The sequence below is a fragment of the Mesorhizobium temperatum genome, assembly GCF_002284575.1.
GTDB lineage: Bacteria > Pseudomonadota > Alphaproteobacteria > Rhizobiales > Rhizobiaceae > Mesorhizobium > Mesorhizobium temperatum.
The window spans coordinates 23,571-36,969 of record NZ_NPKJ01000043.1; the positions used below are offsets into that span (position 1 = coordinate 23,571).

Genomic DNA, 13,399 nt, shown 5'->3' on the forward strand with positions numbered 1-13,399 from the left:
GGAGGTGGTGATGTGGGAAAGTGGCGCGGCCTTGCAGAACCTGGGTTCCTCGCCCCACAAAGTGGGGAGAGGTGGCTCGGCTAAGCCGAGACGGAGAGGGGAAGTCCCGCCGAGGGCATGAATCCCTCCAGCGTCAGTTCCAGCACGCGCGAGAGTGCTGCGAGACGGCTCCCCGGCGCGACGCCGGAGGCAGCGAGCATCCCGCTCGAAACCCATCAGCGCCCGCGTGATTTCCCGGCGCCGCCATCCGGCTTCATGATGATCTCGCGATGCGGATAGGGGATGTCGATGCCGTTTTCCCTAAAAGTGTCCCACAGCGCCAGCAGGACCCTGCCGCGCACGTTGGTCAGACCTTGCTGAGGGTCGTGGATCCAGAAGCGCAGCACGAAATTGAGCGAGGACTCGCCGAAGTCCGTGAGCCAGCAGACCGGCCGCCGGTCCGCTTCGACCCGGCCGACGCTCATGGCGGCCGCTATCGCCAGTTCGCTGACCTTATGCGGGTCGGCGTCGTAAGAGACCCCGAAATTCACGTCGAGCCGCACAAGGTTATCGCTGAACGACCAGTTGATGACCCTTTGGGTGATGAAGTCTTCGTTCGGGATCAGGTATTCGCGGCCGTCGCGCGTCACCACCGAGACAAACCGCGCCCGCAATTCGCGTACCCAGCCGAACGTGCCTTCGAGCGAAATGGTGTCGCCCGGCTTGATCGACTTGTCGAGCAGGATGATCATGCCGGAGACGAAATTTGAAACGACCTTTTGCAGCCCGAAAGCCAGGCCGACGCCGACGGCACCGGAAAATATCGTCAGAGCGGTCAGGTCGAGACCGACGGAAGACAGGGCGATGGCACCCGCCACCAGCACAAGGCCGACCTTTGCGACCTTGCCGACGAGGACGCGGATCGAGGGTGTCAGCTCTTCGGAGATCCGGACGCGCTCATCGACATACTTGCCGACGACCACCGCAAGCCAAACCGTCGCGATCAGCAGCAGCGCCGCCTTCAGCACCATGAGCGCCGAAAGGCGCACTGCGCCCAAAGGTATTGCCAGGCCGTCAAGGAACGCCGCGGTGTCGTCATCGATGCCCAGGATGACGAGGGCCGCATAGATCCAGGTCAGCCAGCCGAGAGCCCGCGCGACAAAGCGATTGCGGATGATGCGCGACAGCACCGACGCGAACAGCCACGCGAGGGATAGCGAGAGCGCGATATAGATGAAATGGCTCCGGCTTGGCCAGGTGACGGCGCGCATGAGAATGAGCGCGGCAAGCAGGAAGACCGTGAACAGGATCCAGTCGGTGCGCCGCAGCAGGGCAACCACGACCCTCAACAGTCCGGGATGCCCCTTGATCTGGCGTGCCCGGTTCTCCACGAGCGGTTCGATGCGCTGCGCCGCGAGCTTCGCGACCAGGAAGAGCACGACGATGATGGCAGCCTGATAGAAGAACCACGGCGTGACGGCGTAGTCGAACCATCGGCTGGCCCAGGCCAGCGATTCATCGATGGCGTTGCGAAAATCCATTCCCACACGACCGCTATGGACTGGCGAACAGCAACATCACAATGTCGCCGGCCTCGTGAACGGTCAAGCCGGCGATCGAGACGCCTTCAGCGCCCCCGCTCTGCGCCTCAGCCCCGCAGTCCCGGCGCCTCTGGCCGGTGCGCTGGACATGTCAGCCGCCGCCACGGATGCCCTCTGGCGCCAGTTCCAGCACCCGGTTTAAGCGCGCGGCCAGCCGGAAACATCCATTGATTAGAAACAACCGCTGGAAAGCGCTAACGCATAACATTAGCTTGCGCTTAAATTAGCTTGGGGGTATGTATCTAAGTGGCCGGTGATCTACCCCCCAACCGGTTAGGCTCGGCGCCAGTCCCCCCCTCAGGTCAACGACGCCGAGCCGCTCCGCCCCCTGTTGCCCTCGCGGCAGCTTAGCTCCGCAGCCCAGGCGCTTCCTGCCCGGTGCGCTCGACATACTCCGTATAGCCGCCGCCATAGGTGTGGATGCCCTCGGGCGTCAGTTCCAGCACGCGGTTCGACAGCGCCGCGAGAAAATGCCGATCGTGCGAGACGAACAGCATGGTGCCCTCATATTGCGAGAGCGCTGTGATCAGCATTTCCTTGGTGGCGATGTCGAGGTGGTTGGTCGGCTCGTCCAACACCAGAAGGTTGGGCGGGTCGAACAGCATCAGCGCCATCACCAGCCGCGCCTTCTCGCCGCCCGACAGCACCCGGCATTTCTTCTCGATCTCGTCGCCGGAAAAACCGAAGCAGCCGGCAAGCGCCCTGAGCGGCGCCTGGCCCGCCTGCGGAAAGGCGTCCTCCAGCGTCTGGAACACGGTGCGCTCGCCCTCCAGCACTTCCATGGCGTGCTGGGCGAAATAGCCCATCCTGACGCTCGGCCCGCGCGCCACCGTGCCATTGTCCGGCTCGGATGCGCCGGCCACCAGCTTCAACAGCGTCGACTTGCCGGCGCCGTTGATGCCCATCACGCACCAGCGCTCGCGGCGGCGCACCTGGAAATCCAGCCCCTCGTAGATCGAGCGGCTGCCATAGCCCTTGTGGACGTTCTTCAGCGTCACCACGTCCTCGCCGCAGCGCGGCGCCGGCTGGAAGTCGAACGACACTTTTTGGCGGCGCTTGAGCGGCTCGACGCGGTCGATCTTCTCCAGCTTCTTCACCCGGCTCTGCACCTGGGCGGCATGCGAGGCGCGCGCCTTGAAGCGCTCGATGAAGGCGATCTCCTTGGCCAGCATCGCCTGCTGGCGCTCGAACTGCGCCTGCTGCTGCCTGTCGGCGATCGCCCGCTGCTGCTGGTAGAATTCATAGTTGCCGGAGTAAGCGGTCAGCGCGCCGCCATCGATCTCGACCACCTTGTTCACGATGCGGTTCATGAACTCGCGGTCGTGCGAGGTCATCAGCAGCGCGCCGTCATAGTTCTTCAGGAACTGCTCCAGCCAGATCAGGCTTTCCAGGTCGAGATGGTTGCTCGGCTCGTCGAGCAGCATGGCGTCGGGCCGCATCAGCAGGATCCTCGCCAGCGCCACGCGCATTTTCCAGCCGCCGGAAAGTTTTCCGACGTCGCCGTCCATCATCTCCTGGCTGAAGCCGAGGCCGTCCAGCACCTCGCGGGCGCGGCCATCCAGCGCATATCCGTCGAGCTCCTCGAACCGCGCCTGCAGGTCGCCGTAGCGGGCGATGATCGCGTCCATCTCATCGGCGCGATCAGGATCGCCCATGGCGGCTTCGAGTTCGCCCATCTCGGCCGCCACTTCGCTCACCGGCCCGGCGCCGTCCATCACTTCGGCTACCGCGCTGCGGCCCGCCATGTCGCCGACATCCTGGCTGAAATAGCCGATGGTGACGCCGCGATCGACGCATACCTGGCCCTCGTCGGGCTGCTCCTCGCCGTTGATCATGCGAAACAGCGTCGTCTTGCCGGCGCCGTTGGGGCCGACCAGCCCGACCTTCTCGCCCTTCTGCAAGGAGGCGGAGGCCTCGATGAAGACCATCTGCCGGCCGTTCTGCTTGCTGATGCTTTCCAGTCGAATCATGCTTTTCACGCGTGCCCAAGGGATTTTCACCGCGCCAATACGCGATAGGCCGCGCCTGCGGAAGCCCGCAAAGCATGAGGTTGCGTGCCAAATTGTCCGAACCGGGCTAATATATATGGTTGGCTGACCCTGCGGGACGTCCAATGGACATTCCCGGAACGGACCGGTCTCGAACTGATGGCCTTCGGTTCCGGTCTCAGCTAGAGCGGATGCGTTCAAACCAAATTGGGCTTCCCGCTCTATCTATTTGTTTTAGCCGCATTTCTACGGCGCCAAGTGATTTCACTTGGCTGAAAAAAGGCTCTAGAGCCGGACACCAGCTCCATGGCCGAGCCAGGTAGTGCTCTCGGAGTGGCATCTTCTGCGGCTTCCGCTCCGGGCCTATTGGCCGCCCAGAGGAGGTACGCAAAATACCCAATTTGCAAAACGATCAAGGCAATGACCGTTCCGCCGGTCGCCTTCCAGATTGAACCCGTTGCCCAATAAGTCGAGATCGCCACGATGAACGACATGGTGAGCATGCCCACCAGGAACTGCAGAACATTCATGAACTTTCAAAGCCGTCCGGGAACTTACAACAGCCGAGACGCCTTCCCCCTTACCCACTCGTTACCCAATACCCGGAACCAGCATCCCATTATTTTAGGTGCGGCGCAAGTACCATGTCGAGCAGCGGCTGCCATGGTGCAACTTATGGTTTACGGGTTACTTGGCTCCGTTTCGGAAGGTCCGCGGGACGTTCAGATTCGAGGTTCGAACTGAATAGCGGAACCTCGGATAGTGCCAGCAGTTTAGAAAGACAGCCTCAAACACCGAAAGGAGAATGAGATGAAGACGTTTACCGCTATTTTGCTCGCCACCTCTATGATCGGCCTGAGCGCCGGCACGGCAAGCGCCACCTGCCATGAGACGACCGCATCGATCGAAGCTCAATCAGGCGTCGCAAAAGACGCAACGCGTGCGCCCCTCGAAACTGATGCGAATGCCGGCAACAGGGTAGAGGGCGGCCCGACCAACAAGACCGGCAACACCATGCCGCTTGCCAACCAGGAAGCCGGTGGGGATAAAAACCTTGCCACTTCGCAGCAGGATGTCGAGGCGCAGCAGGAGGGTGAAAAGACAGCGGCGGCCAAGGCCGACCCCTGCAAGCCGGATTAACGCGGATTGAGGGGCTGGCCGCAGACGTGCTGCATGCCGCAGCACAAGGCGAAGCGCGGTGATCATCCAATTCCACCGGTCACCACGTAGGCGCCTGCGGCGCGTCCGTCTTCCAGACGCACGACGGCGGTGACGATCGAGCCGTAGGAGCCGCGCCAGACGCTGTGGATTCTCTCGTGCTCTTTGGCCGGTACGACTGCACGCCCGGTGAAGCGCGCGGCGGTCCGCTGCATGCGAATGGGCTCGCCGTTGACATGGACTTTCACGCTGGTCTCGATTCCCGTTCCGGCCACATCTAGCGTGACTGTTATCTCGTCTTGATCACCCCCATTACGCGTCTCGGCGGCAAGCGTGACGGTCAGCGGCGGCGCCTCGCCGGGCTGGCGGGCGGCAGGCCGGGCGGGAAAGATATCGTCGGGAAGTTCCGGAGTGCGCGGCGGCCGGTTGCGGCGCTGGCCAAAACGCTCGAAGTCGCCGGCCAGCCGCAGCAGCCGGGTGTCGTCATATGCCTTGCCGGCGAAGCTGAGGCCGACCGGCATGCCGATATCGGCCAACGTGCCCATCGGCACGGTGACGGTCGGAATACCGAGATGGCGCCACACCAGATTGCCGTTGGCGACCCAGGTGCCGTTGCGCCACGCCAGCGCTGCGGACGCCTCGTTGACATCCGCATCGGCCGCCCCGACATCGGCGACGGCGGGAAACACCACCGCGTCGAGCCCTTGCGCGTCGAGCCAGTCCTCGAAGTCGATGCGCCGCGTCGCCTCAAGGCCCTTCAGCCCAGCCTCCAGCTCGGGAATGGCCAGGAATTGGGTGACGCCGCGTTTGGCCCGCTCGACATATTCCGCCAGATCGAAGCTGTCGCCATAGCGGTCCGGCAGCGCGCCCGGCGGCTGCGGAAAGATTTTTGGGCCGTCGACCGAATCGAGATCGGGGATCGCGGGGTCGGCATTGGTGCGCAGAAAATCGTCCCAGGCGAAGACGCACAGATCCCATATCTCGCGTTCGCCGAATTCTTCCGGCACCAGCCGGCGATCGACCATGTTTTTTGTGCCCGGCCGGTCGCGCTCGTAGTTGGAGACGACAGGGAAAACGACCTCGACCACATCAGCGCCGAGCCGCCGCAGATCCGCTGCCGCCTGCTCCCACAGCTCCAGCACCGAGGCGCGGGTCTGGATCGGCACGTCAGCCTCCATATCGCGGCCGATATACATGCGGGGCACGCCGAGCCGCACGCCTTGCAGCGCGCCCTCCAGTCTGAGCCCGGTGTAGCGCGGCGGCCGCACGGCCGAGCTTTTTGGCAGCGCCACCCAGGGCTGCGCGCGCCAAAAATCGCCGGTGGTGTCGGGGTCGTCGGCGACGATCACGTCGAGCAGTTCGAGCATATCCGGCACGCTGCGCGTATGCGGCACCACCACGTCCATCGTCGGCACCAGCGGCCAGTTGCCGCGCACCGAAATGACGCCGCGCGACGGCGTGTAGGCGACCAGAGCATTGTTCGACGCCGGCGCCCGGCCGGACGACCATGTCTCCTCGCCGAGCCCGAAGGCGGCGAAGCTGGCGGCGGTCGCTGTCCCGGAACCGTTCGACGAGCCCGACGCGAAGGCGGCGGTCAGGTATTCGGCATTGTAGGGGCTCTCCGCCCGGCCGTAGACGCCGCGCTGCATGCCGCCATTGGCCATCGGCGGCATGTTGGTGAGCCCGATCAGCACCGCGCCGCCGGCCCGCAGCCGCCCGATGGTAAAGGCGTCCTCGTTGGCCGTGAGGTGCTCGAAGGCGGGCGAGCCGGCGGCGACCGTCAGGCCTGATACCTTGTAGCTGTCCTTGGCGGTGTAGGGAATGCCGTCCAGCGGACCGAGGGTCGCGCCATTCCTGCGGCGCCGGTCGGACGCGGCCGCCTCCTCGAACATTTTGGGATTGAGCACAGGAACGGCGTTGAGGGCGATGCCATGGCGATCGTAATGCGCAATCCTGCGCAGACAGGCGCCGACGAGCTCGACGCTGGTGACGGTGCCAGCCTCCAGCGCCCGCCGCAGCTGTTCGATCAACGCCTCGACGATGTGGAGATTGGTCATGGTGTCCCCAACGCTTGGTCTTCAGGCGGTATTGGCCTCGAAAACCGATGCCGTAAAGGGGTTTTGCGAAGGCGGCTGTGACAGCCGATCTCCCCCCTTGTGGGGGAGATGTCCGGCAGGACAGAGGGGGGCGCTGTCCCGCCGACCTGTCAACCATTCGTAGCTACGCCCGCAGACTGGTTCCTGGAGGAGAATGAGTTAGAGCAAAGGCTGGCGATCCTTCGCGCCCCCCTCTGCCCTGCCGGGCATCTCCCCCACGAGGGGGGAGATTGGCAGCGTCGGCGGCGGCGCTGCTTTCTGTAACGTCGAGCGTCGCGCGCCACCTTCGCACATCACTCCGGCGCGCCCGGGAACAGCGCCACGGCATCACCGCCGCCCGCCGGCCAGTCCCGGATGGTGCGGTCGTAGCCGCCGGTCAGCACCGTGCCGTCGGCGGCGAACGCCACCGCGTAGACCGGTCCGGACCGGCTGTCGAACAGGGCGATCTCGTTGCCTGTTTCCATGTCCCACAGCCGTGCCGTGCCGTCGAGCGAGCCCGACAGCAGCCGCTTGCCGTCGGCCGACAGCGCCAGCGCATAGACCGTACCCGAATGGCCCTCGAGGCGGCGGACTTCGCGACCGCTGTCGAGATCCCAGAGCTTGATCGTATAGTCGCCGCTGCCGGTGATCAGATGGCGCTCGGCGGCCATGAACAGGACGCCATAGGGGCCGCGCTCATGCCCGTGCCAGCTGCGCAGCTGCTTGCCGGTGCCGATGTCCCATAGTTTTAGCGTGCCCTCGATACTGCCGCTGATCGCGCGTGTGCCGTCGGGCGAGACGGCGACCCCGCTGATCGACCAGTCGTGCCCCGGCATCACATGCAGCACCGAGCCTTTCTCGATATCCCAGACGATGACCCTGCCGGTGTCGTGCCCGCTGACCGCACGTTTGCCGTCGGGGCTGATCGCCAGCTTGTTGACGCCGCCGTTCTGGCCTGACGAGAAGACATGCAGCACCGCGCCATCAGCTAGCTGGCGCAGCACGATCTCGCCGTCGTCGCCCGCCGTCAGCGCCCGCGCCCCATCGGGCAGGAAAAGCGCGGTACGCGCCATGTCCTTGTGGATGCCGAGGGTGCGGATCAGGCGCTTGCCATCGATATCCCAGAGCTTGATCGTGCGGTCGGTGCTGGCGCTCAGGATCGAGAGACCGTCGGGCGCCACCGCCAGCCAGACGACGGGCTCGCGGTGGCCATCGGGCTGCGTCGGCTGCGGCGGCGGAGCCTGCGGCAGCGGCGCGACGGTCTGCGGTGGCGCAGCCGGGGCTGGAGCAGCCTCCGGCGGTGAGACAGGTGGGGCCAGCGCGACCTCGGATGGCGAGGCAGGCGCTGGCGGCTGTATCGCTTCCGGTTCCGGGGCCGGTGCGCTGGTGACGTCTTGGCCTTCCGGCGCGCTCGGCACTGTTTGCTCGGCGATCAGGCTTTTGCCGGCGTCCTGTGGCTGCCGCGACCAGGGGCCGAGCTGGTCGGCCACCAGAGCGAGCACGGCGAGGAACGGAACGACGGCGAAGAGCCGCCGCAGGCGTGGTCGTCCGCCGGGTTGCGTTTCGGCGCCCCTGCCGAACAGCGGCGTCTTCGGATCGTGCGTCGATCGGCCCGGCAACAGGCCCGCCCAGAACAACAGGGCTGCAAGAGCTGAGACAACACCCGCCGCGCCGAAGAAAGCCAGGCGCGCGGACGCGAAAGCCTCGCCGGCGCCCCCGCCGCCCAGCGCGAAATACACACGTGTGAAGCAGAGCATGCCGATCGCCAGCAGCAGCATTGCGAGCAGCCTGTCGGCAAACCTGTTCATCGGGCTCCCCCTCGGGCGCTTTCGCTTTGCCCGCAATGATGCCGGTCAGCGCCGGGCTTGTCGATGCCCGGTTCAATTCCGAGGATTACCAGCCAAACAGCGAGCGCAAAACGCTCACCTGCGCCAAAGCGCCGGATCTGCCCGGGAGACTCTCTCGGTCGCCGCAATGTTGCCCGGTCGTGCGCTAGGATCGCTCGGCAGGGCTCAAGACCGATCGAGGCCAAACGATGGATGAGTGGAAATTACCTTGGGAAGGCGGCTGCCTGTGCGGCGGGATACGCTTTCGGATAAGCGCGCCGCCCTTGCTGACAATGGCCTGTCATTGCACCGGCTGTCAGAAGCTGAGCGCGAGCGCTTATTCCCTGACCATGGCCGTGCCAAGCAACGGTTTCACCATAACGCAGGGCGAGCCGGTGGTCGGCGGCATGCATGGGCCGCACCGGCAACTCTACTGCCCGCATTGCAAGAACTGGATGTTCACGCATCCGCACGGGCTAGACTTCTTCGTCAATGTTCGAGCGACCATGCTCGACGAACACCATTGGTATGTACCCTTCGTCGAGGTCTTCACTTCGGAAAGGCTGCCCTGGGCAACGACCGCCGCCAGCCACAGCTTCGCCACCCAACCCGACCTTGAGGGATATGCGCCTTTGATCGAGGCCTTCGCACGCGAAGGGGCGCGACCGGTGTGAGGAGTAAGGCGAAAGCGCCGATGACGGCCAATCTCCCCCCTCGTGGGGGAGATGTCCGGCAGGACAGAGGGGGGCGCTGTCCCGCCGGCCTGCGCCCCTATGTCACCCGATGAACCGGCCGGCGATCCTTCGCGCCCCTCTGCCCTGCCGGGCATCTCCGCCCTCGTGGCAGGGGCTATCGCGGGTGGAAGGCCGAGGCTTTGGCTCTACGATGTACCCCCACCCCCAACCCCTCCCCACAAGGGGGAGGGAGACTTGCGTTGGCACCGACCTCAGCAAATTGCCTGCCTTTCAGCGCCAAAGGGGAGTTAAAAGCCCGCGGCAGCGTTCCCTCCCCCTTGTGGGGAGGGTTAGGGTGGGGGTCCACCTTCGCAAGAATCCAAACGCGGTTGCCCTGCCCCACAGGGGGGAGATTGGCTCCCCGCCCTCACCGCAACTCCACCCATACCGGGGCATGGTCGCTGGCGCCGGTCTCGCCGCGCACATAGCGGTCGATGCCTGCCGCGGCCAGCCGGCGCGCCAGCTTCTTCGAGAGCAATATATGGTCGAGCCGCAGGCCGGCGTCGCGCTGCCAGCGGTTGCGGCGATAATCCCAGAATGTGTAGAGCGTCTCCTTCGGGTGCTTCTTGCGCAGTGAGTCGGTCCAGCCCTGGTCGAGCAGTGCTGCGAAGGCGGCGCGGCTTTCCGGCTGCACCAGCGCATTGTCGTCATAGGAGCGGGTTGGGTAGATGTCGCGCGGCTCGGGCACGATGTTGTAGTCGCCGGCCAGCACCACCGGCAGCCCGGTGTCGAACAGTTCCGCCGCATGCGCGTTCAGGCGCTCATGCCAGGCAAGTTTGTACTGGAATTTCGGGCCGGGCTGCGGGTTGCCGTTCGGCGCATAGAGGCAGGCGACGACGATGCCACTGACCGCTGCCTCGATGTAGCGGGCCTGCTGGTCCGCCTCGTCGCCGGGCAACGCCTCGCGGGTCAGAACGGGTTCTGAACCCCGCGCGAGTATGGCGACGCCGTTCCAGGTCGGCTGCCCCACCCACACCGCGCCATAGCCGGCCGCGGCGAGTGCTGTGCGCGGAAACTGCGTCTGCCTCGCCTTCAGCTCCTGCAAGCAGACGATGTCGGGCTTGGCGACAGTCAGCCAGGCGAGCAGGTTCTGCAGCCGGCCGTTGATGTTGTTGACGTTGAAGGTGGCGATCTTCATCGGCCTGCTTCAGCGCACGATGCGCTCGGTCCACGCCTTCACCGCATCAGCGAGTGTCTTCAGATGATCGGCAGTGGAGAAGCCGGAGATGCTCTTGCGCGGCTTGAGATCGTGGTCCCCGTCTTCCAGCCAACGCATCTCGATGCGGTCGGACAATGCGTAAGTCGCTACCTCGTCCCTGGTGCCGAACTCATCGCGCGTGCCTTGGAAAATCAATGTCGGCGTCCTCAGGTCGGCGAGGTGTTTTGTCCGAAGCTGCGTCGGTTTGCCCGGCGGATGGAAGGGATAGCCGAGGCAAAGCAGCCCTGAAATCTCACCCTTCGAAAACATCTCGTCGGCGATCATCGAGGCGACGCGTCCGCCCATCGACTTGCCGCCGATGATGAGCGGCCCCTTCACGCCCTTCGACCTGAGGTCGGCGATCGCCTTGATGTATTCGGGATTCACCGTCTCGGCGCGCGGCGGCGGCTTGCGGTGGCCGTAGCGGCGGGCCGCCATGTAGTGGAATTCGAAGCGCGCAACGCGGAAGCCGGCTTCGGCCAGAGCCTTGGCGGTGGCATTCATCGACGCAGAATCCATCGGCGCACCGGCGCCATGGGCGAGCAGGATTGTGGTGGGGGCGGTTTCGGGGCCGTCGAGGAGGAAGGTGGTCATGGGGCGTACAACTCCAACGTTGACGACCCCTTCTCCCCTTGTGGGAGAAGGTGGCCGAGCGAAGCTCGGTCGGATGAGGGGTGTTGGACGGAGCGCCAACGCCTCATTTCTTCCAGCACCCCTCATCCGTCTCGGCGCTAACGCGCCAGTCCACCTTCTCCCACAAGGGGAGAAGGAAGCGCCATCGCCTCACCCCGCCGACATCCGCGCGAGCTGCAAATCGACGAACTGAATACCCTTGGCCGCCATGCGCGCCCATTCGGAGTTGGCGTCGAGCTCGAGATAGCGCGACCAGTGGCGGCGCGCCTCGGCGAGGTTGCCGGCGTCGAACTCCAGCCGGGCGAGGTTGAACACCGCGTCGGCATAATTGGCATCGAGCGCGATCGCCTTTTGCAGGTGCCGCCGCGCCGAGGCGTCGCGGCCCTGCTCGGTCATCAGCCCGGCGAGGTTGAACCAGGCCTCGACAAAGCCGGGGTCACATTTGATGGCGCGGGCATAGTCGTGCGCCGCCTCGGCCGCGCGTCCAGCGGCGCGCAGGCAGTTGGCGCGGTTGAAGGCGGCAATGGCATCGCTCGGGTCGATGGCGAGACAGCGCTGGTAGAGTGCGGCCGCCTGCTCGTGGTGTTCAGCCTCTTCCGCGGCTTCAGCGTCGGCGAACAGTTCTTCCAGCGTGTCGTCATCCGGCGACCCCAGGTCGAACAGCAATTGGCCGTCGAGTTCGCTCTGGCCGCCCTCGAGATAGATCGCATCGGCGCGCCCATGCTGCGAGCCGACATTGAGCGACTTGGCGGTCAGCGAGGCGACCGGGCCGCAGCGGTGCACCGAGCGCGCGATCGCCCCCCATGAGGCGCCGCCGGCAATCAGCCCGGCATATTTGCGGGCCAGGATCAGGTCGCGGAAGGAATAGGGTTCGCCGTCGTGCTCGAAGGCATCGAAAAGCGACAACAGGTCGAGATCGGCGGCGGCAAGCCGCGACTGGTCAATGAGCGACTGCCGCGACAGCGCCGAGGCCTCCGGCGCCTTCATCAGCCCGAGCAGGCGCAAAAAACCGTTTTCGCTGATGAGCTTGCGGCCAGCCGTTCGCTCGGCCGCGACACGGCGCTCGATCTCGGCCTCCCCTTTGGTGAGATACAAGCGGCCGAACACGACATGGCTGGTGCGCCTGTTAACGCCGCGCCGCACCTGGCCCTGCTGGCGCTCGACCTCGCGCGCGGCCAGCCTCAGCGGGAACGCCGCCAGCGCACCGATGGTGCCGAAGACGGTGCCGGCGAGAGCCGTCACGCCTTGCTCTTGCCGACGGCCTTCAGAAGGTTGGCCTTAAGCGGATTTTCCTTGGCCGCGCCGGCGCCAGCCTTGGCGGATTTCGCTGCAGGCTTGGCTGCCTCATCGGCCTTGCTCTTGCTCTTGGCCGGCGGCTTGGCCGACTGCGACAGGCTGGCCTTCAGCGCATCCATCAGGTTGATCACATTGCCGCGCTCGGGGGCGGCGGCGATGATCGGCTTGTGACCCTTGAGCTTCTCGCGGATCATCGCCATCAGCGCGATCTCATAGCGGTCCTCATAGTTCTTCGGGTCGAAGGTGGTTTCCTTCTGCTTGATCAGCGCTTCGGCGAGCTGCAGCATTTCGGGGTCTGGATTGCCGGCCGGGATGTTGCCGAAATATTCAGCCGTGCCGCGCACTTCGTTCGGGTTCCTCAAGGTGCAGACGAACATGCCGTTCTCACGCGCGCCGATCGTCACCACCCGTTCACGGCTGGACAGCACCAGCCGGGCGATCGCCAGCTTGCCGGACTTGCGCATGGCTTCGCGCAGCACGGCGAAGGTTTCCTCGGCCATGGCGCCATCGGGCGCCAGGTAATAGGGCGCGTCCTGGTAGATGACGTCGACCGAACGCTCGTCGACGAAGGCCTCGATGTTCATCGTGTGGTTGGATTCGATGCGCACCGCCTCGAGGTCGGCATCGTCGATGATGATGTACTGCTTGTCCTCGTATTCGTAGCCCTTGACCAGATCCGAGCGCTCGACCAGCCCCAGCTCGGGGTCGACCGGCTTCATGTTGATGCGGTTGTGGGTGTCCTTGTGCAGCTGATTGAAGCTGATCCGCTCGCTCGCGCTTGTCGCCGGATATAGCCGGACCGGACAGCTGACGAGGCTGAGCTTGAGGTAACCTTTCCAACTTGCCCTGGGCGCCATGAAACTCTCCTACGCGGCCGTGCACTGTCGAACTGTTCGCAGCGCTTCGTCCAA

11 protein-coding genes are annotated in these 13,399 nt (G+C 65.0%); 2 read left to right on the forward strand and 9 right to left on the reverse strand.

Going from position 1 to position 13,399, the window contains the following annotated elements; translation table 11 throughout:
- Positions 1–215: 215 nt before the first annotated feature.
- The 3 genes from CIT26_RS14265 to CIT26_RS14275 all read right to left on the reverse strand — a co-directional run bounded on the left by CIT26_RS14265 (position 216) and on the right by CIT26_RS14275 (position 4,098).
- On the reverse strand, positions 216–1,520 hold the full coding sequence (locus tag CIT26_RS14265; protein WP_095493194.1) for a mechanosensitive ion channel family protein: 1,305 nt from the start codon (positions 1,518–1,520) through the stop codon (positions 216–218).
- A 407-nt stretch (positions 1,521–1,927) separates the two neighbouring features.
- Positions 1,928–3,550, reverse strand: a complete 1,623-nt coding sequence (locus CIT26_RS14270) for an ABC-F family ATP-binding cassette domain-containing protein (RefSeq protein WP_095493195.1) — start codon at positions 3,548–3,550, stop codon at positions 1,928–1,930.
- A gap of 239 nt (positions 3,551–3,789) precedes the next feature.
- The gene (locus CIT26_RS14275) at positions 3,790–4,098 is read right to left on the reverse strand and encodes an exopolysaccharide production repressor protein (protein WP_095493196.1); all 309 of its coding nucleotides are present in this window, start codon (positions 4,096–4,098) and stop codon (positions 3,790–3,792) included.
- A gap of 280 nt (positions 4,099–4,378) precedes the next feature.
- On the opposite strand from CIT26_RS14275, the gene CIT26_RS14280 reads away from it, so the two are divergent.
- Positions 4,379–4,708: a hypothetical protein gene (locus tag CIT26_RS14280; RefSeq protein WP_095493197.1), complete on the forward strand. Its 330-nt coding sequence runs from the start codon at positions 4,379–4,381 to the stop codon at positions 4,706–4,708.
- A 62-nt stretch (positions 4,709–4,770) separates the two neighbouring features.
- Here the strand turns inward: CIT26_RS14280 and CIT26_RS14285 are convergent, their stop codons facing one another.
- A complete protein-coding gene (locus tag CIT26_RS14285) occupies positions 4,771–6,783 on the reverse strand; it encodes an amidase (RefSeq protein WP_095493198.1) in 2,013 nt (670 codons plus the stop codon).
- 332 nt (positions 6,784–7,115) lie between these two features.
- Positions 7,116–8,609, reverse strand: a complete 1,494-nt coding sequence (locus CIT26_RS14290) for a WD40 repeat domain-containing protein (protein ID WP_095493199.1) — start codon at positions 8,607–8,609, stop codon at positions 7,116–7,118.
- A 227-nt stretch (positions 8,610–8,836) separates the two neighbouring features.
- Here CIT26_RS14290 and CIT26_RS14295 point away from each other — a divergent pair, with 227 nt between their 5' ends.
- Positions 8,837–9,301, forward strand: coding sequence for a GFA family protein (locus CIT26_RS14295; RefSeq protein WP_095493200.1), 465 nt, complete (start codon positions 8,837–8,839; stop codon positions 9,299–9,301).
- A gap of 427 nt (positions 9,302–9,728) precedes the next feature.
- Here the strand turns inward: CIT26_RS14295 and CIT26_RS14305 are convergent, their stop codons facing one another.
- From CIT26_RS14305 to ku, 4 genes are all read right to left on the reverse strand, one after another.
- Positions 9,729–10,499: an exodeoxyribonuclease III gene (locus CIT26_RS14305; protein WP_095493201.1), complete on the reverse strand. Its 771-nt coding sequence runs from the start codon at positions 10,497–10,499 to the stop codon at positions 9,729–9,731.
- Between the two features lie 9 nt (positions 10,500–10,508).
- Positions 10,509–11,153 carry an alpha/beta hydrolase family protein gene (locus tag CIT26_RS14310; protein ID WP_095493202.1) on the reverse strand — a complete coding sequence of 215 codons (645 nt, stop codon included), beginning with the start codon at positions 11,151–11,153 and terminating at the stop codon, positions 10,509–10,511.
- Positions 11,154–11,342: 189 nt separating this feature from the next.
- Positions 11,343–12,434 carry a tetratricopeptide repeat protein gene (locus CIT26_RS14315; protein WP_095493203.1) on the reverse strand — a complete coding sequence of 364 codons (1,092 nt, stop codon included), beginning with the start codon at positions 12,432–12,434 and terminating at the stop codon, positions 11,343–11,345.
- Positions 12,431–13,345 carry a non-homologous end joining protein Ku gene (gene ku, locus CIT26_RS14320; RefSeq protein WP_095493204.1) on the reverse strand — a complete coding sequence of 305 codons (915 nt, stop codon included), beginning with the start codon at positions 13,343–13,345 and terminating at the stop codon, positions 12,431–12,433. The genes CIT26_RS14315 and ku overlap by 4 nt, the downstream gene beginning before the upstream one ends.
- Between the last annotated feature and the right edge of the window lie 54 nt (positions 13,346–13,399).